The sequence below is a fragment of the Mucilaginibacter sp. Bleaf8 genome, from assembly GCF_018390515.1.
Classification (GTDB): Bacteria; Bacteroidota; Bacteroidia; order Sphingobacteriales; family Sphingobacteriaceae; genus Mucilaginibacter.
Window position 1 is genome coordinate 235,024 of the sequence record NZ_JAHBBK010000002.1, and the last position, 23,700, is coordinate 258,723.

Annotated in this window: 13 protein-coding genes; 12 read left to right on the top strand and 1 reads right to left on the bottom strand. The window is 44.3% G+C overall.

Annotation, left to right across the window (positions count from 1 at the left end; genetic code table 11):
* The first annotated feature begins 117 nt into the window (after positions 1 to 117).
* From KHS38_RS09940 to KHS38_RS09960, 5 genes are all read left to right on the top strand, one after another.
* Positions 118 to 2,475, top strand: coding sequence for an alpha-L-rhamnosidase-related protein (locus tag KHS38_RS09940; protein ID WP_213488411.1), 2,358 nt, complete (start codon positions 118 to 120; stop codon positions 2,473 to 2,475).
* A gap of 429 nt (positions 2,476 to 2,904) precedes the next feature.
* Positions 2,905 to 5,100, top strand: coding sequence for a GH92 family glycosyl hydrolase (locus KHS38_RS09945; RefSeq protein ID WP_213488412.1), 2,196 nt, complete (start codon positions 2,905 to 2,907; stop codon positions 5,098 to 5,100).
* Position 5,101: 1 nt separating this feature from the next.
* The gene (locus KHS38_RS09950; RefSeq protein WP_249665351.1) at positions 5,102 to 6,241 is read left to right on the top strand and encodes a beta-1,2-mannosidase; all 1,140 of its coding nucleotides are present in this window, start codon (positions 5,102 to 5,104) and stop codon (positions 6,239 to 6,241) included.
* A 20-nt stretch (positions 6,242 to 6,261) separates the two neighbouring features.
* Entirely contained in the window at positions 6,262 to 7,623 is a 1,362-nt protein-coding gene (fucP, locus tag KHS38_RS09955) for an L-fucose:H+ symporter permease (RefSeq protein WP_349627922.1), read from the top strand.
* Positions 7,624 to 7,913: 290 nt separating this feature from the next.
* Positions 7,914 to 9,311, top strand: coding sequence for an SGNH/GDSL hydrolase family protein (locus KHS38_RS09960; RefSeq protein ID WP_213488413.1), 1,398 nt, complete (start codon positions 7,914 to 7,916; stop codon positions 9,309 to 9,311).
* A gap of 193 nt (positions 9,312 to 9,504) precedes the next feature.
* Here the strand turns inward: KHS38_RS09960 and KHS38_RS09965 are convergent, their stop codons facing one another.
* Entirely contained in the window at positions 9,505 to 10,644 is a 1,140-nt protein-coding gene (locus KHS38_RS09965; RefSeq protein ID WP_213488414.1) for a DUF5005 domain-containing protein, read from the bottom strand.
* Between the two features lie 310 nt (positions 10,645 to 10,954).
* On the opposite strand from KHS38_RS09965, the gene KHS38_RS09970 reads away from it, so the two are divergent.
* The 7 genes from KHS38_RS09970 to KHS38_RS10000 all read left to right on the top strand — a co-directional run bounded on the left by KHS38_RS09970 (position 10,955) and on the right by KHS38_RS10000 (position 23,683).
* Positions 10,955 to 13,624, top strand: a complete 2,670-nt coding sequence (locus KHS38_RS09970; protein ID WP_213488415.1) for a glycoside hydrolase family 2 protein — start codon at positions 10,955 to 10,957, stop codon at positions 13,622 to 13,624.
* A 173-nt stretch (positions 13,625 to 13,797) separates the two neighbouring features.
* Complete coding sequence (locus tag KHS38_RS09975) at positions 13,798 to 16,122, top strand: GH92 family glycosyl hydrolase (protein ID WP_213488416.1); 2,325 nt, start codon at positions 13,798 to 13,800, stop codon at positions 16,120 to 16,122.
* Positions 16,123 to 16,166: 44 nt separating this feature from the next.
* Positions 16,167 to 17,000 (top strand): alpha/beta hydrolase, encoded by an 834-nt coding sequence (locus KHS38_RS09980; RefSeq protein WP_213488417.1) that lies wholly within the window; start codon positions 16,167 to 16,169, stop codon positions 16,998 to 17,000.
* 265 nt (positions 17,001 to 17,265) lie between these two features.
* Positions 17,266 to 19,002, top strand: a complete 1,737-nt coding sequence (locus KHS38_RS09985; RefSeq protein ID WP_213488418.1) for a RagB/SusD family nutrient uptake outer membrane protein — start codon at positions 17,266 to 17,268, stop codon at positions 19,000 to 19,002.
* A 17-nt stretch (positions 19,003 to 19,019) separates the two neighbouring features.
* Complete coding sequence (locus KHS38_RS09990) at positions 19,020 to 19,469, top strand: DUF5004 domain-containing protein (protein ID WP_249665353.1); 450 nt, start codon at positions 19,020 to 19,022, stop codon at positions 19,467 to 19,469.
* 22 nt (positions 19,470 to 19,491) lie between these two features.
* Positions 19,492 to 20,496, top strand: coding sequence for a DUF4961 domain-containing protein (locus KHS38_RS09995; RefSeq protein WP_213488419.1), 1,005 nt, complete (start codon positions 19,492 to 19,494; stop codon positions 20,494 to 20,496).
* A 157-nt stretch (positions 20,497 to 20,653) separates the two neighbouring features.
* Complete coding sequence (locus tag KHS38_RS10000; protein WP_213488420.1) at positions 20,654 to 23,683, top strand: SusC/RagA family TonB-linked outer membrane protein; 3,030 nt, start codon at positions 20,654 to 20,656, stop codon at positions 23,681 to 23,683.
* Positions 23,684 to 23,700 lie beyond the last annotated feature (17 nt).

The window sequence follows — 23,700 nt, forward strand, 5'->3', positions numbered from 1 at the left end:
CCGGTTTGGGTTTTAAGTTACTTTGTTGAAGCGAATCAACAACCAATAAGGAAGCATTTAAAAACTTTTGCTAAACCGGTTTAATTTCTTTATATTTCTCCCGTAAATTATAACCTGATGAGATTTTGTTCTATAATACTGCTATTCCTATACGGTTTAGGTTCGGCTAAGTATGCTTGTGCGCAAACTAAAAATTCAAAAGCTTCACAAAGACAATGGAACTCACAATGGATTGCTGCATCTGGCGATAACGGAAACAGTTACGGTGTTTTTTACTTCCGCAAAAGCATTGATTTAGCTGCTAAACCGTCAACATTTACGGTGAATGTTTCGGCCGATAACCGGTATAAACTATATGTTAATGGCACGTTGGTATCATTGGGGCCTGCGCGTGGCGATACCTATTATTGGAACTATGAAACAGTTGATTTGGCACCATACCTATCGGCGGGAAAAAATACTGTGGCTGCGCTTGTTTGGAACGAGGCCGAATATCGCCCGGAGGCACAAATTAGCGTACGTACCGGGTTTATCATGCAGGGCAGTTCCGAAAAAGAAGAGATTCTAAACACCAACGCCACCTGGAAGGGGATACGTGATGCAGGCCATCAACCAATTCCGGGTTATTTTTTCGCTGCTACCAAAGGGGAAATGGTAAACATGAATCAAGCAGTTAAAGGCGACTGGACAGCCACCGGTTACAACGACAGCCAATGGCCCAAAGCTACAACACTGCTTGACGGAAAGCTTAAAGGCACAGCCTGGGGAATAGATTGGGCTTTAGTGCCCTCTACACTACCGGCACGAGAAATGACATATCAACGCCTGCTTAAATTGCGCAGCGCAGTTGGTGTTGATGTGCCGCCCGCCTTTCCGGCAGAAAAAGCACCGATTACCATTCCGGCCCATACTACTGCTATGGTGCTGCTCGATCAAACTTTTGAAACCAATGCTTATGTTACGTTAAACTTTAGCGGGGGTAAAGATGCCGGTATATCACTCGGCTACGCCGAATCATTTTACGAAAAGGGGAGCAAAGGCGTTATAAAAGGTAACCGGAACTATGTTGAGGGCAAAGAGTTTGTGGGACGAACAGACAGCCTGATTGGAGATGGGAGCAAGGGACAATCTTTCACCACTTTAAACTTTCGAACCTTTCGTTACCTGAGACTGTTTGTGCAAACTAAAAAAGATCCACTGGTTATTGACGACCTGTATGGCACTTTTACAGGTTATCCTTTTAAACGGACGGCAATAATTAATACCGACAATACCGAAATAAAGCAAATGTTGGACATTGGCTGGCGTACCGCAAGGCTTAATGCGTGGGAAACGTACACCGATTGCCCGTATTACGAGCAATTACAATACATTGGCGATACGCGCATACAGGCCATGGTATCTTACTACAATACCAGTGATGACCTGTTGGCACGCAATGCTATCACTCAAATAGATCATTCTCGCCTACCTGAAGGCATAACTAAAAGTTGTTATCCTACCAAGGGTACCCAAATCATATCTCCGTTCTCTTTGTGGTACATTGGCATGGTGCACGATTATTGGATGTACCGTGGCAATAATTATTTTATTAAAGAAAAGCTACATGGTGTAAGAGGCATCCTGGATTTTTTCAGCAAGTACCAACAGTCAGATGGTTCACTAAAAAATACCCCATACTGGGCCTTTGTTGACTGGGCCGGCAACATGGCAGGCGGTGTTAATGGCAGAGACGGGTGCGCCGCTATTTACGATTTGCAGCTGCTATGGGCATACCAGTGGGTAGCTCAAATGGAAGCCAGTATTGGTTTGCAGGAGTATGCCAGTTTGTATGATAAAAAAGCTGCGCAGCTAAAAGCTACAATCAAGTATAAATACTGGAATCCGGCTAAAAAGCTGTATGCCGATACAAAGGAAAAAACAGGTTATTCACAGCATACCAACTCGCTGGCTATACTTACCGGTATGGTAAGCGCAGCCGATATGCCGGCTGTAGCAACTGGCTTGCTAAACGATAAAAGTTTAACCCAATGCTCGGTTTACTTTAAATATTATCTGAACCAGGCACTGGTTAAAGCCGGTTTGGGCAACAATTATATGAACTGGCTGGGCATTTACCGTGAAAACATGACTATGGGGCTTACAACTTGGGCCGAATATTCCGATATCAATACTTCCCGGTCCGATTGCCATGCCTGGGGCGCAAGTCCTAATATCGAATTTTTCAGAACCGTTTTGGGTATAGATAGCTATGCGCCCGGTTTTAGTAAAATTAAAATTGAACCTCATTTGGGCGCATTAAAAACGATCAGCGGAGAAATACCTCATCCAAACGGTAAAGTTGTCGTTGCTTACGCTTTACAAAGCGGAAAGTGGAATATCAGTATCCGCCTTCCGCAAAAAGCTACAGGCATATTTGTATGGAAGGCAAAGCAATATCCATTACATGCGGGCAACAATTCTTTAGTGATTTAAACACATATATAGTAAGACGCCAGGTAGTGTTATAACTGAATTGTTAGTCGTGTATTTTCATTCCCAATAAAATTAAAGTATTTGTTTTTGCTAAACCGGTTTAAATTATATTTTTGCGATGTAAACCTGAGTATCTTACTTACGTCTTTTAATTCCCGTTGAGCTTTTATATGCGGTGCAGGCTGTTTGTATTTTATGTGAATGTTTCTTTTGTTCTGTTCAGCAGCAGGCTGTATGCACAAAATACAGGTCTGGTTCAATACGTAAACACCCGACAGGGAACCAATTCCGATTTTGCGTTATCGCGCGGTAATACTTACCCGTTGGTGGCGCTATCCTTCGGGATAAACAGTTGGGCGCCGCAAACAGACGTTAACAGCCATCAGGAATCACTAATTTTAATTGTTTATCAAGTAGCCTAATTACTATATGCATTCATTCTTAATTAAACGTATCATTTGCGGCACTATAATACTGTTATATTCCGGAGCTATTTGTGCACAAAAACTACCTGCGCCCGTTAATTATGCAGCCAAGGTAAATACATTGATCGGAACCAAAGGTAAGGGTGCCAACGCTAATGAATCTTACTTGGAAGCGGGTTATACTTTTCCTGGCGCTATGTACCCTTTTGGCATGGTGCAATTTACGCCTACCTTTTTTGCGGCCAACAAAGGTTTTGTGGTTAACCAGCTTAGCGGGGCAGGGTGCGAACACATGGGTAACTTTCCTACGCTGCCGCTTACCGGCGATTTAAATACATCACCTAATGATATGACAGGTATGCAGCCGGGGTACCACATTGAAAATGCCTCAGCTGGCAATTATAGGTTGAGCCTGAAAAACGGTGTCCGCTGCGAACTCAGTGTAACTAAAAGAACCGGTATGGCGCGCTACACCTACCCGGCAGCCGAAAACACGGCAACCGTTATCATCGGTTCTGGTGTTAACGCTACGCAAATTACCAATGCGCATATCCAGTTTACCGATTCAACTTCTTGCGAAGGTTATGCCGATGGCGGGTCATTCTGCGGCATTCGTACCAATTACAAAGTTTATTTTGTAGCACGTTTTAACCATAAGCCGATTACTAAAGGTACCTGGTCTGGCGAGCAACTGAACACAGGCGCTACAAGTGCCGATGGACCGCATTCCGGTGCTTTTTTTACTTTCGATGTCAGTAAGCAAAAAACGCTCGTTTACAAATTTGCCATTTCTTATGTTTCCTTAGCCAATGCCAAGGCTAACCTAAAGGCCGAGAGTCCGGACTGGAACTTTGATGGCGTGAGACAGCAGGCAGTGGCTGCCTGGAATAAATACCTTGGCAAAATCGAGGCTTCGGGTGCCGGTGCCGATCAAACCACGCAGTTTTACACGCATTTGTACCATGCTTTGGCACATCCCAATATATCTAACGATAGCAATGGCGAATATATGGGCGCCGATAGCGTGGTGCACCAAGCCAAAGGTTATGATAATTATACCTCATTTAGCAACTGGGATACTTACCGTACACAAATACCCCTTATGAGCCTGCTGGCACCAAAAGAAACCGGTGATGTCATGACATCTACCCTCCGTTTTGCCGGGCAATCGGGCGGTGGACTACCGCGCTGGGTGCTGGCGCACGTAGAAACGGGTATTATGCAGGGCGATCCTACCAGTATTGTTATTGCCAATGCTTATGGTTTTGGCGTACGTAACTTTGACGCCAGGGCGGCTCTGGCCATTATGCGCAAGGGTGCTGATGAGCCAGGTACCCGTTCACAAAAAGAACTGACGAGGCCTTACTTAGATCAATACCTAACCAAAGGCTATGCACCAGCATCCATGAGTTTGGAATATAACTCTGCTGATTTTGCCATTGGGCAAATGGGGTTGCAAGCCACAGGCAATAAAACTGTGTATAAACCTTATATTCAAAGGGCTCAATACTGGAAAAACTTGTACAACCCTGAAAGGGGCTGGCTGCAATCGCGCCGGGCGGATGGCGGCTGGAAAAATTATGACGAAGACTGGCGCGAAGCAAGCTATAAAAACTATTTCTGGATGGTGCCTTTTAACCTTAAAGGCCTGATAGATACCATTGGCGGTAAACAGGCGGCAGAGCGCCGGTTGGATGAGTTCTTTTCAAAGTTAAATGCCAGTTACAACCAGGAATGGTATGCTGCCGGTAATGAGCCGGATTTTGAGGTGCCCTGGATATACAACTGGACAAGTGCGCCTTACAAAACGCAGGCTGTAATCCGTCGTATTATAGCCGAGCAATATACTAACCGGAAGAACGGTTTGCCTGGAAATGATGATTTAGGCGCGATGGGTGCCTGGTACGTTTTTGCCAACATCGGGCTTTATCCCATGATTCCGGGCGTTGGTGGATTTTCGGTGAACAGCCCGTCGTTTACAAATATCAAAATTCATTTGCCGGGTAATCGTGTGCTAACCATCACCGGCGGATCAGCAACAAAGCCATATATCAACAAGCTTTCTTTCAATAGTAAAACGTTAAATACCACCTGGCTGCCTTACAGCTTAATTAAAAATGGCGGCACGCTCAAGTTTGAATTGTCATCCAAACCCAACAAAGCCTGGGGTACGCAAATAGGTCCTCCATCTTATAATTGATATGGGGAAGAACAGATACAGCGGCATATTTGCTGCAATTTTATTGAGTCTGGTAATGGGACGGGCGCTTGCCCAAAGCAAGCCTGATAAGCTACCGGCCTGGGCAATGGGGCCGTTTATACGTCCGGCAGAGGTAAATTCTGTTATCAGCCCGGATTCGGCTACCGTGTTTCCAGACCCGATGCACAAGCAAGCCGTACAATGGGAAGCTAACGACACTTTTAACCCGGCTGCTGCTGTATATAACCATAAGATTTACTTATTGTACCGCGCCGAAGACCGCTCGGGTAAGGGCATCAGTCAGCGTACATCCCGCCTGGGCCTGGCCGAGAGCCGGGATGGTTTGCATATGAAAAAAAGGCCGCAGCCGGTGCTTTTCCCTGCCGATGATGCTCAGAAGGAGTTTGAGTGGACCGGTGGTTGCGAAGACCCGCGCGTAGCGGTAACTGAAAGCGGTACCTATGTGGTACTGTACACGCAGTGGAACCACAAACTACCGCGGCTTGCAGCAGCTACATCAACCGATTTAGTGCATTGGCATAAGCATGGGCCTGTTTTTCAAAAAGCTTATGGCGGTCGTTTTTTTGACAGGGCAAGTAAATCGGCGTCTATAATAACCCGGTTGGCCAGTGGCCGGCAGGTAATAACCAAACTGAACGGGAAGTATTGGATGTACTGGGGCGAAGAAAATGTATATGCGGCAACGTCTACCGATTTGGTGAACTGGACACCAGTGGTTGATCAGGATGGTAATCTCAAAAAAATCATATCACCTCGCGATGGCTACTTCGACAGCATTTTTACCGAGTGTGGGCCACCTGCAATTCTAACGGATGCCGGTATTGTGTTAATTTACAACGGCAAAAACAGCAGCCAGAACGGCGATAGCCGGTATGCAGCCAACGCTTATTGCGCCGGGCAGGTACTGTTCGATAAGAATGATCCGCTGAAGGTAGTCGGTCGGTTGGATCGGCCTTTTCTGGTTCCTGAAGCCAGTTTTGAGAAAAGCGGCCAGTACCCTGCCGGGACGGTATTTGCGGAGGGTATGGCTTATTTTAACCGCAAATGGTACCTATATTATGGTTGTGCCGACTCGCGTGTGGCAGTAGCCGTTTATGAACCCGGTGCTGATACAAGATAGTGAAGATCAACGTTTATTATATGTATAGCAGCGCTTATTTAAAATATTCCATATTTAAATGCATTAATGTACCCAATACTAACTATTTTACTCACGTAAACCAGTTAACCAACCAAACATTCATGCAGGTAAAAGCTAAGCTTACCGAACGTAAGTATCTTATTGTTTTTGCATTTGTAATCTCCTTGTTCTTTTTGTGGGGCGTGGCCATTACTATTGGTGATGTACTGAACCGTCATTTTCAGAATGTGTTGCAAATATCCAAATCCAGCTCGGGGTTGGTGCAGTTATCAATTTTTGGCGCTTATGCCGTAATGGGTATTCCTGCAGGTCTGTTTATGAAAAGCTTTGGTTACAAACGCGGCGTGCAGTTAGGCTTGTTTTTATATGCTGTTGGGGCTTTCTTATTTGTGCCGGCGGCTAACCAACAATCTTTTACATTTTTTAGGGTTGCCCTGTTTGTTTTGGCTTGTGGTTTGGCTACTCTGGAAACTGTTGCCCATCCTTTTATTGCCGCCCTCGGCGATCAGCGCACCAGCGATCAGCGCATTAACTTTGCGCAATCATTCAACGGGCTGGGTGGTGTAATAGCGCCTTTAATCGGCAGTTACTTTTTACTTCGTACAAGCCAGGAAGGCGCTGCTGAGCTAACTTCTGTAAAATATCTTTATACGGGTATTGGCGTATTGATCGCTTTGGTAGGTATCGCATTTTCATTTGTTACAATACCTGTACTTGCCAACCGCCATGTGGTGGCAACCGACAGTTATGCCAGTGGCGAAACATTTACAACTAATAAAAAGCTGTTTCAGCACAGGCACTTTGTTTTTGCGGTTATTGCACAATTTTTTAATACGGCAGCACAGGGCGGTACCTGGGCTTACTTTATTAATTACGGCCACGAAGTGATGCAGCTGACTGATGAGCGCGCTGCACATTTCTTTTCATTAAGTATTTTTATGATGATGATCGGGCGCTTTCTGGGTACGTTCCTGATGCGTTATATAGCGCCCAGCAGGCTACTTGCCATTTTTGCGTTATGTAATATAGTGATGTGTGTGCTGGTTGCCCAAAAACTGGGCTGGGTATCTTTCGGAGCCTTAATCATGATCAACTTCTTTTTCAGTATTATGTTCCCCACTATATTCAGTCTAGGGTTAAAGAATTTAGGTAACTATACCGAACAGGGATCGTCATACATTGTGATGGGCGTTGTAGGTGCCGCTGTGTTTCCTGTTCTAATGGGACAGATTGCCAATAGTGATGTTGCCCAGGCGTATTACCTGCCCATTATCTGCTATGTGGTAATTCTCCTTTTCGGGCTGAGCTTTAAGAAAGACAAAAGAGGGGACCTTAAGCCATTAATTTCTGAAAGTAATTAAGCAGAAGAAAGCGCCAATAAACAAGCAGGATTTGAGATGAAAGTAAAACCTATATTAAATTGCCGGATCAAAAAGCTAAAGCGCTTTAGTATTTAATGAAATGATAAGGTTTTTTTAATGATATCATTCGTTAATCTAACATTAAGGCTGTTGCCAACGCTGCGCAAAGCTCTGACGGGATTAAACGCAGAGTATTAAATCGCTACCCGCATGTGCGCAAAGTGGTGATTTGTAGCGCACGGTATAATTAAGATTTGAAACAGATAATTAAACACTAACCATTACACATAATGAAATCAAAATTCAAACGATTATTAGCGCTGGCTACCGGATTAGCTACTATGGCAACGGTTAATGCACAGAACATCCCGGCATTTCGTGCCGGCGAACGGGTTGCTTTTTTAGGGAACAGCATTACCGATGGCGGGCATTACCATTCGTATATCTGGCTATACTACATGACCCGTTTTCCAGGTATGCGCATCACTTGCTACAACGTTGGGGTGGGAGGCGATAATGTGAAACAGATGCACGATCGTTTTGAGAACGAAGTGGTTGCTAAAAGCCCAACGATTATGACGCTTACCTGGGGAATGAACGATTCGGGATACTTTGAATGGTTCGGGAAAGATGCCGATCATTACGCCGTATGGGCTGTCGATTCGGCCAAAGCGCGTTATGGCAGATTGGATAAGGATTTAAAGCGGCACCCCGAAATAAAGAAAATATTCATCCTCGGCTCGCCCTATGATGCCACTACCAAAAGCAACAAGCAAAACTACTATCCGGGCAAAATAGCCGCTTTTCAACAGCTGATCGATTTTCAGAAAAATACCGCCCAAACCAACGGCTGGTCATATGTGGATTTTGATCATCCCATGATGGGCATTAACAAACAGTGGCAAACGAAAGACTCGCTGTTTAGCTTAACGCCTAATGATCGTATTCATCCTGATAATGACGGCCACATGGTAATGGCCTACCTGTTTTTAAAAGCACAAGGTTTTGCCGGCAAACCTGTAGCCAATTTTAGTGTAAATGCGTCATCAGGAAAAGTCATCAAAGCCGAGAATTGTACCATCAGCAAAGTTGCAACCACTAATAACGGCGTTCGTTTTGATTACCTGGCCGGGGCTTTGCCTTATCCGTTGGATACTGTGCCACGTGGCCCTTTTCAGCGTAAAACTCAGGCAGAGGGGATGCGCTATGTGCCGTTTATGCAGGAGTTTAATAAAGAGCTGCTCACTATAAAAGGCTTAAAGCCGGGCAACTACAAGCTGTTGATGGATGGGCAGGACGTTAATGTGTGGAACGAAAAGCAGCTGGATGCAGGTGTAAACCTGGCCGAACAGGTTTATACACCCGAATATCAGCAGGCACTGGCCGTTATGCATCTGAATGAAGAGCGCTGGACTATTGAAAATAAAGCCAGAGGTTATTCTTTTGTTGAGTACAATGTATTAAAGCCTAAAGGATTGCTATATGCCGATAATAAGGCTGCTATGGATGTTGTCGAGAATGAAGCCAAAACTAACCCATTTGTGCGCGGCAACCGGGATACTTACATCAAAGGGCAATATAAAGCTGTACGCGATGGATGGCAGCACGAACAGGATGCGCTTATTGATGCTGTTTATGCGGCCAATCAGCCAAAAGTGCATCGGGTGGAGTTAGTGCGTATGCCGTAAGCACGGATGCAATGGCGTTACTTCGCTGTCTGCAAAAAACTTTATTTTTGATCCGGCAAATAACACATCGGCCAGCCTCGATGAGCATGCCGCATTACTTGTATAATTTATAACCTTCACAAAATAAGAACAGGTTTAAAATAAGAAAAGCGGTTTTTTAAGCCGCTTTTCTTATTTTAATAGTAGTTGTTAGTTATAGTCCCAAAACGGTGAAGGGAACTCTTACGCCCCTTGGGCGGTAGCTATCCGGATCAAACTGTCCGTTTACACATTCGGGTACACAGGGTTTGTAAGTGTTGATGCAATAAGTCATCAAAAACTCACTGTTAGCTGTAAACTGCGGGTGAATTACAGGTGTGTAAAAGAATGGTGTGTGCCCTTGGTTACGGTCGGGAATGTTATAAATTACCTGTTGAGATGTAAATGGTCCGGTTAAGTTGGTGCTTGTGCAGCCATAAATGGCCGTACCCTGGTCGCATTGCAGGTTAAATTGCGTGCTAACCATCACCGCTTTATTATTAACCCAGCTCACGAATACGCCACTTGAAGGCGCACTGCCTATTATTGATGCCGAAGTAGCCGCGCTTACATAAGATGAGCCATTCCAAAAAGTCCATGAACCTGGATTGCTGGTAGGGAATCTGGCCACATAAATATTAACGGCTACACTTGGTGATCCTTGTGGTTTATAGCCGTATACATAAACATAACCATCTGTACGCTTTATCATTCCTACGCCGAAGTTGATACCATTAAGTGCAGGTAACGTAGTGTAAGTTACTGCATTTGTTGATAGGTCCAGTCGGCCAAGTATCTGACCTACGCCAGTAAATCCTAACCCGCCCGACGCTGCTGCTATTTCGTTACAGTATACGTAAGCTGCGCCATTAATTTCTACGCCGGTAGTGGTCCAGTACCAGTGGCTGCTGTTCAGCGGCGTAAATAACGTAGGGCTGCCCAAGTAAGTAAGGGTTGGTGTATTGGCTGGGGCCCAGTTGTGGCTGGCGGGTTGCAGCAATGTGGTGTTGTGGTTGTTAAAAATACAGGGCAGCGTATTATTAGAAGTATTTAGCTGGTTGTAAAACGAGTCGTTATTTAACCACACATCGCGCCCATCGGCCATGCGGATCGAAAAAGCGCCATCAAAGGCATTAGCGCCCGATGTTCGCTTAAAAAAGTTGGTTACTGTGTTGTCTTGATAGGCAGCAACTGCGGTAGTTTGCTTTTTTAATTCTGGATTTTCATCATTTGATGTACTGAGGCTTTTGTTTTTCTGACAGCCCAGCATCAGCAGCATTACAGCTGCTGCACTAATAAAAAGGTGTTTTTTCATAATAAAGGTTTGAATATTGGTTTATAAATAAAAGATACTATATAATAAAGTAAATCGGTTTAGCTAAAGAGTAAATCGAAAAATGGTATAAATGGTCTATCTAAGGCTATAACTGATGAAAACCGCGCAGTAATTTTAAATTAAGAAGTATCTTCTAATAGATATGTAGAGAAAAGGGCTTCCTTATAATTGGTATACAGTAAATATCTTAACAATTATTTGTAATCAAAAATATAATTAAAAATTTTTGCTTGATTATAATAAACCGATTTAGCATAATTGCAAACTATCCAATTATATCTCTTCATCTATGCTGTACAAATGGAAATTCTATGTTTTTCTTGTAGCTGTTCTATGCACATCGCAGCAAACTCACGCGCAAAACCAGTCATATATTTTAAAATGGAAATTAGCGTCGCAAGATGAGGCCTTTGCCAACGCAGTAAAAGTTTCATCTCCCGGATTGAACACCAGTAACTGGATACCTGCTATTGTACCCGGAACAGTATTTCATGCTTATGTTGCCGCCGGCAAAGAACAAAACCCTGATTACGGCGATAATATTTATCGTGTAGATCAGGCAAAATATAACCGGCCATTTTGGTACCGCACCGAATTTACAACGCACCGCTTACCGCACAGCAAAAGGCTATGGCTTAAATTTAATGGTGTCAACAAACGAGCGGAGATTTATATCAACGGCTATCACTTAGGCACCCTGAAAGGACTGATGCAGCGTGGTACATATGATATTACCGATAAATTGCTAATGGGTAAGCCTAACGCTGTAGCTGTATTAGTTATACCGCCACGCCATGACCCGGAGCATAATCACCCCTTGGCCAATTGGGAAAGCCCTACTTACCTTAGCAGTGGCAGTTGGGACTGGATGCCCGCCGTACCTGGCTTAAACAGCGGTATTACCGATACGGTTATTCTAAGTACTACCGGCCCGATAAGCATAGAAGACTCTTATATACATACAGACTTGCCCAACCTTCATATAGCACGTCTTTCAGTAGATGTAAGGTTAAGCAATGCCGGCTCCAAACCGGTTAGCGGTATAATTAAAGTTGAGATCACCCCAGGTAATATAAATTTAATAAGTAAAAGAGTAACAATTGATGCAAAAAGCAGTCGGGTGATAAAGTTAACCCCGGCAGAATACCCGCAGCTAAAGGTGAAAGATCCAAAATTGTGGTGGCCTAATGGCTATGGCGGAAAAGCCGACGGTACGCAGCATTTGTATACTGCGAACATACAATTTGCCGTAAACGGCGCCGAAACTTCTGATGCAGTAACCAAACAATTTGGTATACGCAAAATTGCATCGGATACCACTACACTAAACGGGCCTATGCGCCTTTATATTAATGATGTTCCGGTGTTTGTAAAAGGCGGTAACTGGGGGATGTCAGACTATATGCTAAAAGTTAGAGGTAAGCATTATGATACCCGTATCAGGTTTCATAAAGAAATGAACTTTAACATCATCCGTAACTGGACAGGGGAGGTTACTGACGAAGCTTTTTATCAGTATTGCGACAAATATGGCATTATGGTTTGGGACGATTTTTGGCTGAATAATCTGGGCGGGATAGATAGCTTGGATATGTTCAGGGCGAATGCTATCGAAAAGGTAAAAAAGTTCCGTAATCATCCATCCGTTGTTATTTGGTGCGGCGCCAATGAAGGCGTACCTGAGGGGAACCCAGACGGCCGGCTCAGCAACGCTATCAAAACCGCCATTGCAGAAAATGAACAGGACACCCGCATATACCTTCCCCGTTCAAACGCCGGGGTAACCAATCCTAGCTTTTCTATTCATGGCGGCAGCAAAAACCTGTCGGGCAGCGGTATTTGGGGTAATGTCGATCCTAAAACTTATTTTACCGATCCGCATAACAGCTATTTGTTTTCGGCAGATAGCTATGGGATGCGCAGTGAATTGGGTGCTGCTACCTTTGTAAATATCGAAAGCTTTAAAAGGTTTATGCCCAAAGATTATTGGGTGCCGCCAACTCCAGGCGCTGTAAATAGTAAAACTAATATGTGGGCGCGCCACTTCTTTAGCACCGATCCAGCCTTAGGCGGTGGCGCCGAGCCGGTACGCTATATCAATGATATCAACCAGCGTTATGGCAAAGCTACTTCTATTGAGGATTTTTGTCGCAAAGCGCAGTTGTTCAACGTTGAAACTACTAAAGCCATGTATGAAGCCTGGAATGACCATATGTGGAAAGATGCCTCGGGACTACTGATGTGGATGAGCCAGTCGGCCTATCCAACCATGATTTGGCAAACCTATGATTATTATTACGATTTAACCGGCGCTTATTTTGGCGTAAAAGCCGCCTGTGAGCCTATTCATATTCAATGGAATGCGGCAACCAACTCCATTAAAGTCATCAACAATAAAAATTATGCTATCAATAGCGTTACTGCAAAGGCAGAGGTGTACGCCAGTAACGGCAAGATACTACCTGCATATACTTTAAAGAAAACGCTTAATGTAAACGCAACGGCTGTCAAAGAAGCATTTGTGGTTTTCAATGGTGAAGATAAAAAGCTGCCTCAATCGGGTGTTTGCTATTTGAAACTGAAGCTTTATAACAGAAGTGGAGCCTTGCTTTCCGAGAATTTTTACTGGATTGGCGGCACCTATCTTAATTATCAGGCATTAAACCAATTGCCGTCAGTCAACGGTAGCCTTCAGGTGAGCAATCCGGTAATTAAAACGGCGACTAACGGTGTTGATAAGGTGCTCACTTATATAATCACCAACAACTCCAAACAAACAGCGGCTTTTGGTATCCGGGCGCAGTTGCTAAACAGTAAAGGCGAACAGATACTGCCGGCAATATTTAACGATGGTTATTTTGCACTGATGCAAGGCGAAAAAAAGACCTTGCAGGTTGAAGTTAGTGCTAAAGCACTAAGCAGCGGGTATAAGCTGGCCCTAACACCATATAATATGTAATGCAATCTATATTGCAGATAGGAGTCAGTTGTTAAAGCGTATCGTTAACAAAAATTTGTTATACCATTTGCTAAACCGGTTTTATTAATTATTTTGCAATGCCAATCATCTGGGTAAAGCCTATTAGGCATTGTCTGTAAACAGGTTCTCTAAAATCATAGTCTAAAAACAAAATGCGTTATCGCTCAGGTTTATTGCGTTTGCCTGTAATGGCAATACTTATGTTGCTTACGGCAATGCATGGGCAGGCTCAGCAACTGTCTGCTTATGTTAACCCGCTAATTGGGGCCAGCAGTAGTGCATCGGCAGCAGGTATATATCATGGTTTGGGCAAAACTTTTCCAGGGGCTACTACGCCTTACGGAATGGTGCAGGTAAGCCCCAATACTATTACCGGTGGCGATAACGGCTCGGGTTACAGCTATGAGCATACCAGTATCGAGGGGTTTGCTTTTACCCAAATGAGCGGTATTGGCTGGTTTGGCGATTTGGGTAACTTTTTGGTGATGCCAACAAACGGCCCGCTTAAAACTTCGGCCGGTAAACTGGATGGTACTACGGATGGTTACAGGTCGGCTTATGATAAAAAAAGTGAAAAAGCATCGGCTGGTTATTACAGTGTGTTTCTTAACAAATATCACACTAAGGCCGAAATGACAGCTGCACCGCATAGTGGCATGCTGCGCTTTACTTTTCCTGAAAATAAAGAATCGAGCATACAAATTGATTTGGCCCGTAGGGTAGGAGGTACCTCCACTTTGCAATACGTAAAGGTGCTGAATGAGCATACCATTGCCGGCTGGATGAAATGTACGCCCGACGGTGGTGGCTGGGGTAACGGCGATGGCAAAGCCAATTATACCATATACTTTTATGCCCAATTTAGCAAACCGCTAAAAAATTATGGCGTTTGGAGCGCTGATATACCGGATAGCTGGAGCCGTAAGCGCGAAGATATTGAAAGCGACCGCTATCAAACCCAGATTGCTAACGCAGCCATATTGAAAAATACAAAAGAAAAGCAAGGTAAGCACCTTGGCTTTTATACCACGTTTGCCACAACCAAAAATGAGACGGTCTTGATGAAGGTAGGTATCTCATTCGTAGATATGGCCGGTGCCCGGAAAAACTTGAATGCCGAAATTAAGGATTGGAATTTCGATGCCACTCGCCAGCGGGCGGTAGCCTTGTGGGATAAGGCATTAGCTAAAGTTAAAGTTCAGGGCGGTAATGCCGAGCAAAAGGCAGTATTCTATACGGCTATGTACCATAGCATGATCGATCCGCGGATTGTAAACGATGTGGACGGACGGTATACCGCTGGTGATGGTACTATTAAAACCAGTTCGGAATTTAAAAAACGAACCATTTTTAGTGGTTGGGATGTGTTCAGAAGCCAGATGCCTTTACAAACCATCATCAATCCGTCGTTGGTAAATGATATGATTAATTCGCTGGTTACTTTGGCTGATGAAAAACATAAAGATTATCTGGAGCGGTGGGAGTTACTGAATGCCTATAGCGGTTGCATGTTTGGTAACCCTGCTGTTTCCATGATTGCTGATGCTTATGCTAAAGGCATCCGCAATTATGATATTAGCAAAGCTTATCAGTTATCAAAAGGGTCGGTAGAGCGGTTTGGCAACGGCAACCGGGGGTATACGCCTCAAAGTATTGCTTACACACTTGAGTACGGCTATACCGAATGGTGCGTATCGCAAATGGCCAAATGGCTAAACCATCCGGAAGATGTTGAAAAGTATGCAAAACGCAGCTTGAGCTACAAAAATATTTATGATGCAGATAAGGGCTGGTTTCGCCCCCGCGATAGTACAGGCAACTGGGTAGCCTGGCCCGATTCGGGAAGGCTTACACAATGGTACGGTACCTTTGAAACCAATCCCTACCAGCAAGGATGGTTTGTACCGCATGATATTGGCGGAATGGTACAGCTGATGGGCGGCGAAGCCAAAGTATTAGCCGACTTAGATAATCTGTTTGCCAAAACGCCCGACAACATGATGTGGAATGATTATTACAACCACGCCAACGAGCCGGTGCATCATGTGCCTTTCTTATTTAACCGGCTTAACAGGCCGTGGCTCACCCAAAAATGGACAAGAGAAATATGCCGCCGAGCTTACCATAATTCTGTTGAAGGTTTGGTTGGAAACGAGGACGTAGGGCAGATGTCGGCCTGGTATATTTTGGCAGCAAGCGGTCTGCATCCGGTTTGCCCTGGTGACACCAGGCAGGAAATCACCAGTCCGGTGTTTGATCAGATCACATTTCAGTTAGATAATGCTTATGCTAAAGGGAAAACTTTTACCATTGTTGCCCGCAATAACGCCGCCGCTAATATTTACATCCAAAGCGCTTTGCTCAACGGTAAGCCATACAGCAAATGCTACCTGGATTTTAAAGATATAGCTATTGGTGGCAAGCTTGAACTGGTAATGGGTAATACGCCCAGTAAAAATTGGGGCACCACCAATTAATTCATCATACGCAAAAAAGAAATTTACAGTAATACACCTAAATCATGTTCAAGTTTTTCATACCGGCAAAGCTGCTTTTTATAGTATTGTTGCTGTTTTGCTTTAGCGCAAAAGCAGCCAGGATAGATACCGTAGTTACGCACAGCAACAGCATGCATAAAGACATAAAAGCGGTGGTAATTACGCCGGATGGTTATAAAAAGCATAATAAATACCCGGTAGTGTATCTGCTGCACGGATTTAGCGGCAACTATGCCGACTGGATTAGCAAGGTGCCGTCTATTTTGCACTTAGCAAGTGAATATCACATCATTATTGTATGCCCGGACGGTAACTATGCCGGCTGGTACTTTGACAGCCCTGTGAATAAAGAAATGAATTATGAAACCTATGTAGCAAACGAATTAGTGAACTATATAGATACGCACTATGCCACCATCGCAAACCGGGCTGGCAGGGCCATAACAGGACTAAGCATGGGCGGACACGGGGCATTGTACTTAGCCATACGGCATCAAAATACATTTGGCGCTGCAGGTAGCATGAGTGGTTGTGTAGATTTGCCACCGTTTTCAAAAAAGTACGGTATAAGTCAGGTTTTGGGCGATTATGACAGCAACCCGCAGCGCTGGAAAGATAACAGTGTGGCCTACATTATCGAAAATCTGCAGCCCAATGCGCTGACCATAATATTCGACTGCGGTTACAGTGATGATTTTTACGCATCCAACCTAGTGATGCATCAAAAGATGGTAGAAAAACATATACCTCACGATTTTATTGCCCGTAATGGCGGCCATTCATGGGAGTACTGGGGAAACTCGATAGTGTATCAGGCTTTATTCTTTAACCGCTATTTTAACCAGGCGCGTCCTTAACAAAATGATAGCTGTGAGAGTTGTAAATCAACAAAAAATTAAAAACAGCCATGTTTTGTAAGTAAATTCAAAAAAGATATACAAAAGCTCAGAAAACATTTGCTAAACCGGTTTTATAGTCTAAATTAGCAAGAGATTTCAATGCTGCTGAAAAGGCAGAAATAACCAATTATATAAAAGTGTAACACACATATGGCTTCGGCTAAGGTTGCGCTATGTTTACGCTTATTTTGAAAACAGTAAATGATATTATAAACCTTATAATATGAGAAAACTTTACGTTTATTTTCTGGGAGCGCTATGTCTCTTTTTTGCAGCTTCGTGTAAAAAAGAAGGCTTTTTGGCCCAAACACAAACCACCAATCTGTCAGAGTCTACGGTGTTTGCTGATAGTGCTAACACAGTAGCATTTTTGTCGAACATATATAGTAATGCAGGTTTCAGTTTTAATCCCGGGCGGTTTACGTATACATCGGCAGGAGGCCAAACCCCGAATGGTGGCTTGGATGCCGCTTCTGACGAAGCAGAGGTGGCTTCATCAAACGGTACAACAGCGCTGGCCTTTGAAACAGGCACCATCAATGCTGCGGTGGTTACTGATGATGCTTATTCGGCCTGCTATAGCAATATTCGCGCTGTTAACCAGTTTCTGAAAAATGTTCCCCAATCGCCTATACGCGATTTTGTGAAGACGCAGTACAAAGCCGAAGCGCGTTTTTTACGGGCCTGGTATTATGCTATATTACTAAAACACTATGGCGGTATTCATTTAGTTGGAGACACCATTTACAATTATACCGACCATATTCCGGCCAAGCGTAACACTTATGCCGAATGTGTAAACTACATTGTTTCTGAATGTGATGCCGCTGCGCAAGATTTACCTCTGGTTCAGGTGGGGCTTAGTTATGGGCGTGCATCAAGAGGGGCCTGTATGGCGCTTAAATCCAGAGTGTTGCTTTACGCGGCCAGCCCTTTGTTCAATGGAAACACCCTGGCCTCGGGCGAAGTTGGTGCTTTGGTTGGCTATCCAGCTTATGATAAAGAACGATGGAAGCTGGCGAAGAATGCGGCGGAGGCCATTATTGCTTCATCGGCCTACAGTTTAAACATGGATAACAGCACGCCAGGAATCGGCTTTCAGCAGCTGTTTACCATGCGGTACAACACCGAATATATTTTTGCCCTGATGCGCGGCTCCAATTCCGATTTTGAAAGCCTTTGGGATCCGCCTTCACGTACGGGTAAAAATGGTGCCTTTCCGTTACAGGGCCTGGTTGATGCATTTCCAATGCGCAATGGCTTGCCTATAACTGACCCAGCTTCCAATTACGATCCAAACAACCCTTACACCGGCCGCGACCCGCGTTTGGAGTATTCCGTTATTCACGATCAAACACCCTTGGCAAACCGCTTGGCGGCAGGCTTTTCGCCTGTAAATATTTACACCGGCAACTTTAACGGCGTTGGTGAAGGGCCGGATGCCGTAAGGGTTGGAACACGTACAGGTTATTACACCAATAAAATGCTTGATCCAGGTGCTGTAGCCAGCGATATTACGCACGTTTCTAAACGTTGCTGGCCATTAATGCGGTACGCCGAAATATTGTTAAACTACGCCGAGGCCGCAAATGAATATGATGGTCCAACATCGCAAGTATACGAGGCGGTGGAAAAAATAAGACAACGCGCCGGCTTAAACCCCTACCAGTTGCCTGCCGGTTTAAGCCAAAATGTCATGCGACAAGTAATTCAAAATGAACGGCGTATTGAACTGGCATTTGAAGAGCACCGCTTTTGGGATGTGCGCCGATGGAAGATAGCCGAGCAAACCGATAATATACTTAGCATGGGGATGGAGGTAAACCGTAATGGTGCTGCTGTATCATACAAACCGTTTGCCGTACGCCAGCGCAACTTCCGTACAGCCATGTATTTGTGGCCTTTTCCGCAGGCCGAAGTGGCAAAATCACCTGAACTTATTCAAAACCCCGGTTATTAAAAAATCACAATAACAAGATGATGAAAATTCAAATAGTACTGGGGCGAACCTTCCTGTTGGCCATCATTTGTGCGATGATGTGCTTCAGCTCATGTAAAACCGAACAAATAGTGCCTTCGCAAGAAATGCCTAAAGATATCAGCGGCAACTGGAAAGTAATTAAAGCCACACGAAACGGTACCGACATAACCAATCTGGTTGATTTTAGCAAGTTTCAAGTTGCTTTCAATGAGGGTAAATACACCCTGATCAACAAGTTACCTTTCCTGGTAAACCAAGACGGTACTTACTCACTGGATAATCCGCAGTATCCTTTTCAAATTGTATTCAGGGCCAACGGGACGCAACCCATTCCAACTGCTTTCAATTACCCGATAGTGAATGGCGTTAGGCAACTCAGCCTTACATTCAGTCCGGGATGTCCTAACAACACCTACATATACACATTGGAAAAAGCAACTAAATAAAGAACGCTTATAACCAGAAACGATGAGAATACCTCTACATATAAAGGGCGAAAAATTATGGAAGGTTTGCGCTTTCATCATCTTAGCCATCATTTTAGCCTGTTGCGGCGAAGAAATTGCCAGTGTTGATCAGCCTTCAACTGCTAAAGTAGGATCAACAGTTCCTATTACAGTAAACATTAACATTCCAACCCAGGGCGACGGTGGACCTGATTACCTGATTTTTGGCTTTTTGGTGCCCAAAGGATGGCAAACTTCAAAAAATGCAACTATTACCTATAGCGGCCCTCGTGGAAGCGGCAATATGACGCTAATTCCAACCACCACTTTAGCTAAAAACGGCGGTGGCCTGAACTGGCCCGATTATATGAAGAAAACTTTTGGCATCGGCGCTAACCTCATTGATGATATGGAGTGGGTGGCTTATCAATCCGACAAATCATTTACGCATGGTGGTAACGAAACTATTACCGGTAAATTAAACATCCAGATCAAAGTAGGTGCCGATAATAATAACACGCTTGTAAAGCTGGGCTACTGCATCAGCGATACCGGAAACGGTTTTACCAGTAATGAGTTTGGTACCTATTACAGCGTAAAATTAATGACAGATTGCTTTGAACTAACCGGTGGAACAGGAGATATGGTGGATTTCTGTAATCCGCAGTTAACTACGGTAAACCCGCCCAAATCGCTGGATAATGATTTTGTGACTTTAACATTTGATGGAACGGTAGCGGCTACGCAGTTATCAGGCGCACAAAACGTATACCTGTGCGCTACTGCCTACACCAATGACGGTAAAACGGTAACTGTATGCGAACAAACCGATAAAACCAGGATGGTGCAATTACCCGCAGGCTCAAAAAAATATCAGATTACATTCTGGCCAAAATCTTTCTTCGGCGTTACTGACGCACAGACGATTGTAAAGATGGAATACTTTATTAACAGCGCAGATGGTGCTACCAAAGTTGGGTATGGTAATACCTCGAGCCCGTTTGTGTATACTTTTAAGTGTACTTAACCTGCTGATAGCGAGTTGATAACCAATTATGGGCAAGCGCTGAAAATGAGTTTGCTGAAGGACCTTATTGTTTAATAAAAATAAAATCTCCGATTATATGGCCTACTGCTACTTTAAAAAATGTATTACCACAGTTTGTGTCTTCATGGTTTTTGTGATGACAAACGGGTACGCAGCCATGCAGGATACAACCGCCAGAGCAACGCCTTACACCAACAGCCGAAGGGGGGGGGTGGTAGACGAGTATGGGGTGCCCTTAAAGGGCGTTAAAGTAACCGTAAAAGCAAAGCCGGATGTTGTAACTACAGATGATGGAGGCAGATTTGCCATTAATGCTGTAGCAGGCGATATACTTGTATTTGCACATCGCAACTTTTATGTGCAGCAAATCAAATTAAAAAGGCAAGATACATTACGGGTACGATTGACGCCAACCTACCTGAAATCGCCCGACCGCATTAATGTACTTTACGGAACGGCTGATGCTAAAAGCTCATTGGGTTCTATTTCTACCGTTTACACCAATCAGTTAACCACTACACCTGCTACCTTGTATACTTATGCTTTGCCCGGGCAATTGGCTGGCTTGTATACACAGCAGTATAGCGGCTTTACCTCGCCAAGCATTGCCAGCCAAACCAAAGCCGACTTAATTGGCAATGTTGTGCAGCACAACAACTACTCGGCTAATGATAATAGCGAATTTAACCTTTATCTACGCGGAAATACACCTATTACGGTAATTGATAATGTACAGCGCGAAATATCTTCTATCGACCCGGAAAGTATTGAATCCATATCTGTTCTTAAAGATGCGCTATCTACCATTCTGCTGGGCAACAACAGCTCAAGGGGCGTATTGCTGGTAACCACCAAGCGCCCTGAAATGGGTAAGCCGCGCATATCTTTCACAGCCCAAACTGCATTGCAACAGCCGCTTGGTTTGCCTAAGCCGCTACCGGCTTATCAATATGCATATCTGTATAACGAGGCGCTGCAAAACGATGGCCGGCAGACTATATACAGCAGCACCGATTTCAATGCTTATCGCGATCAGTCTAATCCGTCTCGCCATCCTGATGTAAACTGGTTTAAAACCTTATTGCGCGATTATTCGCCATTAACCAGTTACCGGCTAAACGTGAACGGCGGCACGCAAGTGGCGCGTTATACCATTTCCTTAAATTACCTGGACCAGGCCGGCATGTTCAAAACGGCTTCATCCTCACCCTACAACACCAATAATGATTTAAGCCGTTACATGATTAACTCAGACCTGAGTGTAAACGTAACCAAAAACCTAAACGTTGATTTACAGTTATTTGGCCGTATCCAGCAATTCACTCAGCCGGGCCCCACATATGGCGCTATATTACGCGATCTGTATACTACGCCTAATAACGCATATCCCGTTTACAATCCCAACAATTCATTTGGCGGAACAGCGGTTTATACCAACAACCTTTTATCACAAACACAGTTTTCGGGTTACCAGCGCACCAACAGTAATGATGTGCTGGCTAACCTGGATTTAAATTATGATTTAAGCGGCGTTACCCCCGGTTTGTCGGTTAAAGCCAAAGGCAACCTGGCGTTCTCTTCTCAAGGGCTTACCAACCGCTCACTCCGAAACAATACTTATCTGTTTGCCGGTGGTATTGCTTACTCGCCTGTAGGTTCGCCTTTTACGCAGTTTAATACTTTTAATACCATATCAAGCGCCCGCTATGCCTATGCGCAAGGTACCGTTAATTACGATCGGAGTTTTGGTAAGCATAACGTAAGCGGATTGCTTTTATACGACTACCGCTCGGTTGTATTAAACTATGATTTATCACAAGGTACAACCAATCGTGCGTTAAAAGGCGCCTACAACTACGATGGTAAGTACTTTATCGAGGCGGCTGTAAATAACAGCGGGTATAGCCGCTATCCTCCCGGTCAACAGTTTGGGATTTTTTACGCCGGTGGCCTTGGCTGGCAAATGGCTCGCGAAAACTTTATTAAAGATAATTTCAGTTGGATTAACAGCTGGAAGTGGCGGGTAAGCTACGGCCAAACAGGTAATGCCAACGTAGATAACTATGGCTACTATAACTTTCTCCAAACCTATTCGCGCCCTATAGGCTACCCCTATACCACAGGTACAAACCGAAGCGGTGTGCAAAGTTATATAGAAGATGCGCTGGCCAATCCTAATATAAGCTGGGAAAAAGGGCATAAGTTGGATATAGGCGTCGATATCGCATTGTTTAAAGAGCATCTTAAAATAACTGGAGATTATTATCGCGACCGTTACTATAACCTATTACAAATTCGCGGTGCAAGCATTGCTTTGATGGGCACTAACTATGCTTTTGAAAACATTGGCGTTAACCTGCACGAGGGTGGCGAACTTTCGTTAACTTATCAGAACAACGCTGGCAACTTTAACTATTTTATTACAGGCAACGGATCTGTGCAAAGTACCAAAGCGGTTTTCAGGGATGAACCGGTCAATCCATATCCTTGGACACGTTATACCGGTCAGCGTACCGATGTAATTTTCGGCTATAAAGCTCTCGGGTTTTTCCAGAGTGCGCAAGAGGCTCCTTCGAGCCCTACCACAGTAGGTTATACGCCACAAGCCGGTGATGTAAGATATGCAGATTTGAACAGCGATGGTGTGATTAACCAATTTGACCAAACACCTATCGGTAATACCAAACCTTTAATTTTTTATGGAACTACGTTAGGGTTCAACTATAAGGGTTTTAGCTTGAGTGTGATTTTACAAGGTGTAACCAACCACGATATTTTATTTAACAATGCGTTGGCCAACGGTTTTTCAGACTTTTCGGGTTTAACTTATAGCGGACAGGGTTACGATTTACTCAATGCCCGCTGGACGCCCGAAACAGCCACCACAGCTACACAGCCACGTTTATCTTTAGGTAACCCCAATAATACCGCCTGGTCATCACTGTACATACGCTCTGGAAATTACTTCCGCCTTAAAAACGCCGAAGTAGGTTACAATTTGCCTTCTCAGTGGGTGCGTAAGCTCAGAATCTCCGGCGTGCGGCTATTTGCCAACGGCGAAAACCTGCTTACACTGTACGGCTATAAGGGGATGGATCCCGAAGTATACGGTGTGGCATATCCTATTCAACGAGTTTTCAATGCAGGTGTCAACATCAAGTTATAACCCTCATGCCTGATTTA

Bases quoted from the DNA above. Each gene is read 5' to 3' on its own strand.
- KHS38_RS09950 (WP_249665351.1), top strand. From the start codon at position 5,102: ATGGGGAAGAACAGATACAGCGGCATATTTGCTGCAATTTTATTGAGT.
- KHS38_RS09965 (WP_213488414.1), bottom strand. From the start codon at position 10,644: ATGAAAAAACACCTTTTTATTAGTGCAGCAGCTGTAATGCTGCTGATG.
- KHS38_RS09990 (WP_249665353.1), top strand. From the start codon at position 19,020: ATGATGAAAATTCAAATAGTACTGGGGCGAACCTTCCTGTTGGCCATC.
- KHS38_RS10000 (WP_213488420.1), top strand. From the start codon at position 20,654: ATGACAAACGGGTACGCAGCCATGCAGGATACAACCGCCAGAGCAACG.
- KHS38_RS09940 (WP_213488411.1), top strand. From the start codon at position 118: ATGAGATTTTGTTCTATAATACTGCTATTCCTATACGGTTTAGGTTCG.
- KHS38_RS09975 (WP_213488416.1), top strand. From the start codon at position 13,798: ATGCGTTATCGCTCAGGTTTATTGCGTTTGCCTGTAATGGCAATACTT.
- fucP (WP_349627922.1), top strand. From the start codon at position 6,262: ATGTATAGCAGCGCTTATTTAAAATATTCCATATTTAAATGCATTAAT.
- KHS38_RS09985 (WP_213488418.1), top strand. From the start codon at position 17,266: ATGAGAAAACTTTACGTTTATTTTCTGGGAGCGCTATGTCTCTTTTTT.
- KHS38_RS09945 (WP_213488412.1), top strand. From the start codon at position 2,905: ATGCATTCATTCTTAATTAAACGTATCATTTGCGGCACTATAATACTG.
- KHS38_RS09980 (WP_213488417.1), top strand. From the start codon at position 16,167: ATGTTCAAGTTTTTCATACCGGCAAAGCTGCTTTTTATAGTATTGTTG.
- KHS38_RS09995 (WP_213488419.1), top strand. From the start codon at position 19,492: ATGAGAATACCTCTACATATAAAGGGCGAAAAATTATGGAAGGTTTGC.
- KHS38_RS09970 (WP_213488415.1), top strand. From the start codon at position 10,955: ATGCTGTACAAATGGAAATTCTATGTTTTTCTTGTAGCTGTTCTATGC.
- KHS38_RS09960 (WP_213488413.1), top strand. From the start codon at position 7,914: ATGAAATCAAAATTCAAACGATTATTAGCGCTGGCTACCGGATTAGCT.